Below are 3,151 nucleotides of genomic sequence, written 5' to 3'. Positions count from 1 at the left end.
TCGATTGAGCTCTGGAAGAAGGCCATACTTGCTGTATTCGAGGGTTTCGTTTGCGAGCTCCTCGATGCGCTCGATTAGAGCGCTTCGAGTGCCCTCGTCTGCCTTCGCCAAATCCGTGAGGGCAGCCCTTCTGAGGATTTCTACGTAGGCGTTATTTGATGACCTAGAGCCCTGATAGCCACCCGTAAGAATTTGACGTTGAATCACGTCATTTGCGCGGGAGATTGCAGTTGCAAGCTCGGCAGTGACACCCCCTCTATCGCCGGGCCTGTCGGGTTCAGCTACTACCCGACCCTCAACAGTGGTGCGGTAGTGCCATTCCTGGTCATGGGGGCGAGAAATCTTGTCGCCGTAAATCTGTCGGTCGTCTGCCAGAAGGTACGGGGCGGCGTCGAGTCCCTTGAGGTACGCAACAAATGCGTCATCATCGCGGTGCTGCCTGCTGCGGCGCCTCATCTCGAGTTCCCTAATTCTGGATGTCTGCAGCCACTCTGCTGGAGATACGTCGAGATCAATCTCCAGCTGATCGACATTGTGTGATTCCAGACTGCGAGGGAGGGACCTAACTCCTTCCCCTGTGGGGTCCAGGTAATAAAACTGCTCGACCTTCTGCGTTCTCCCGGACCAAACCTGGGCTACAAAATGTCCATAGAGACCTTCCAGCTTGACGATGCGGATTACATCACCGGTGGCGAGGCTCACGGAGAAGGATTTGAACGGAATTTTTGCAATGCTAGTCCGATGTCCGTTGGAATCTGCCGGGGACAGCGTATGCCAGATCAGTTTCAGGATCGTGGTCTTGCCTGTTCCATTGCTTCCATAGATGAGAGTAAGGCGATCCGCTCTGGACTGTGTCTGGTCCGCGGTGCTGAAGCTCATCTCATAGCTATACCGACCGAAAAGCTTCTCCACCTCGACAGCGGTGATTAGCGCCTGATGAGGACTTCCCACTTTGCCCGTCCCTTGACTTGCCTATGGAGCACGACGTGACTGAAGTTACCGCAGATTCTGCTCGCAGACAGCCGATACGCGAGGGCGGCAAGCAGTAGGCTGTCGCCGGTTTTCGTGTCAGACGACTCACACGCGGACCTGCCAACTGCCCTACCCCCGTGGGGGCGGGGCGCCATCCGCACGGAAGTCATGTGCCTGAGTTCGGCGAGCTGGTGAGAACCTCGTTGGCCACGCTCGCCGTGGTTGCCCGCGAGCAGTCGGTGATCACCGGAACTTCGATCCCAGCCACCAGCTGGGGCCTTGTGCTGGCCGTGGCTGGCGGCGGTGAGTCCTATCGGGGCATGGCTCGGTCCGGGCAGTGAGCTTGCCGGGCCGTTCGCGTCGGAAAACGGTTTCGCGCATCTGCGGCTCGGGACCGCGCGCTGAACTCGGCGCCACGGACTCGCCCGCGGCGAGACCCCGGAGCGGATCGAGGAGCACATCCGGGCTGCCGAACGGACGGCCTGCCGCTCACGCTGTGATGAAGCACGGCCCGCTCGCCGACGGGCGAGGCCTCAAGCAGCGATGCCGAGTTCCTGGCGGGTCCGGTGGAGGAAGTCACGAACGGAGCTCTCGCGCCGCCACCGGGTCAGGGCGGCGTTGAACTCGCGGACGTAGTCCATGGCTCGGGTCGACTGGACGCGGGCGAGGATGTCGAAGGCCTGGTTGCCTAGAGTGAGGCCCTGGTCACGGTCGCGCCCTGGAGGTGAGCCGTCCCGACGATCGCCAGGCGCATGCCGACGGAGCGGGTGAACACACCGGTTGGCATGGCGGCGGCCTGAGCATTCCAGGCCAGCGCAGTCTTGGGGTTCTTGAGGTCGCGGAAGACCTCGGCGGCGTGGGCGAAGAGCTGGGTACGGGCGTTGTCGTCGCGGGCATGGGACCGGGCCTCTTCGTGCGCCTTGACCCGAAGGCGGTCTCGGCCCACGTCACCCTTCCCCGCGCCATCGACGGCCGGGGCATCCTCGACCCTGTTCAGTGGTGGGCCGCCGGCTGGAGCTATCGAGCCCCCGGCCGTCCTTGACCCAGAAGCCCTCTCACTGTCTGCAGCGGAATCGACGCCCGCTGCAGGCAGTGGACTGTCACTACCTACCGACCCCGAGGTCCCTCCCGCGAGTGAATTCCTCGCCGGGCGTCCGCACTCTCAACTATCTGATTTGCCCCCGGTACGGGTTCGGCAACGGCGACCTGGCGTTCCGTTGGCTTGCCACCTCATGAGAGTTACGGACGATGGAGAATGTAACCACGCCGACCACGTCGAGGGCGTGCCGGGGGTGTTGCGGGGCCGCAGGGTCGGTGCGGTCGAGGGCACCACGCTGGACGACCCGCCGGGCGAGGCGGCCCGGGTGGCGGGCTGGGCCGCAGGCATCGGCCTCCCGCTGCTGAGAGCCGGTCGGGGTGAACGGCGTTCGACCGGGGCGGAGTTGGCCTGGGACGTGGTGTGGCCGGTCCCCGGCGCGGCCGCCGAGGCGCCGGGACCGAACAACGCAAGCGTGGCGCTGATGGTGTCACTGACAGGAGGACTACGGATGGCACTGCTCGGAGATCTCGAACCCCAGGCCCAGCAGGCCCTGTTGGGGCGGGTGGGAAGGGTCGATGTCGTGAAGGTGGCGCACCACGGATCGGCCCACCAGGACTGGGACTTGGCGGGCGCCCTGCGTCCCCGGCTGGCCCTCATCTCCTGCGGCGAGGGCAACCCGTACGGTCACCCGTCCCCGAGGACGGTCGACCACCTGCGCGCACTCGGCGCCACCGTCCTGCGCACCGACCGCGAGGGAGACATCGCGGTGACGGGCGACTCCCCGGCCACCCTCGGCGTGGCCGTCCACCCCCAGCCCGCTCACACGGGCCGCCACCCCCGCCCCCACGGCGTGCCCGGCGGGACCGACGGGCACGCCGGGCACACCCCCACAACCCACGCCCACCCCGAGCGGACCCCCGCCGCCCCGCGGGCCCCGCCCGAGTGACCCCCGCGCTCTCCTCCTCCCACCGATCACGTGGGGGCATGGAAAGTAGAAGGGGGTGGTGGGAAGAGGCGGCGCAGAGCTAGAGGAAACGTTTCGGCGCACCGACATCCCCGGGGTCACCCCGATCGACCTCGCCTGCTCCGGCGCCCAGACCGGCGACCTGGTCAGCGACCCGGAACTGGCCAGGATCACCG

At 65.8% G+C, this 3,151-nt stretch carries 2 protein-coding genes and 1 pseudogene; 1 reads left to right on the top strand and 2 read right to left on the bottom strand.

The window, feature by feature from the left end:
* Both ABZ449_RS41915 and ABZ449_RS41910 read right to left on the bottom strand, forming a co-directional pair.
* On the bottom strand, positions 1-912 hold a 912-nt coding region (locus ABZ449_RS41915), incomplete at its 3' end, for a hypothetical protein (RefSeq protein WP_360357374.1).
* A gap of 748 nt (positions 913-1,660) precedes the next feature.
* Complete coding sequence (locus ABZ449_RS41910; protein WP_360357371.1) at positions 1,661-1,918, bottom strand: hypothetical protein; 258 nt, start codon at positions 1,916-1,918, stop codon at positions 1,661-1,663.
* Positions 1,919-2,234: 316 nt separating this feature from the next.
* Here ABZ449_RS41910 and ABZ449_RS41905 point away from each other — a divergent pair.
* A pseudogene (locus ABZ449_RS41905) lies at positions 2,235-2,957 on the top strand (hypothetical protein); the annotation flags it as partial.
* Positions 2,958-3,151: the final 194 nt, after the last annotated feature.

It is taken from the genome of Kitasatospora sp. NPDC005856 (assembly GCF_040629945.1).
Taxonomy (GTDB): Bacteria; Actinomycetota; Actinomycetes; order Streptomycetales; family Streptomycetaceae; genus Kitasatospora.
This window is presented reverse-complemented; position numbering and strand designations above follow the sequence as displayed.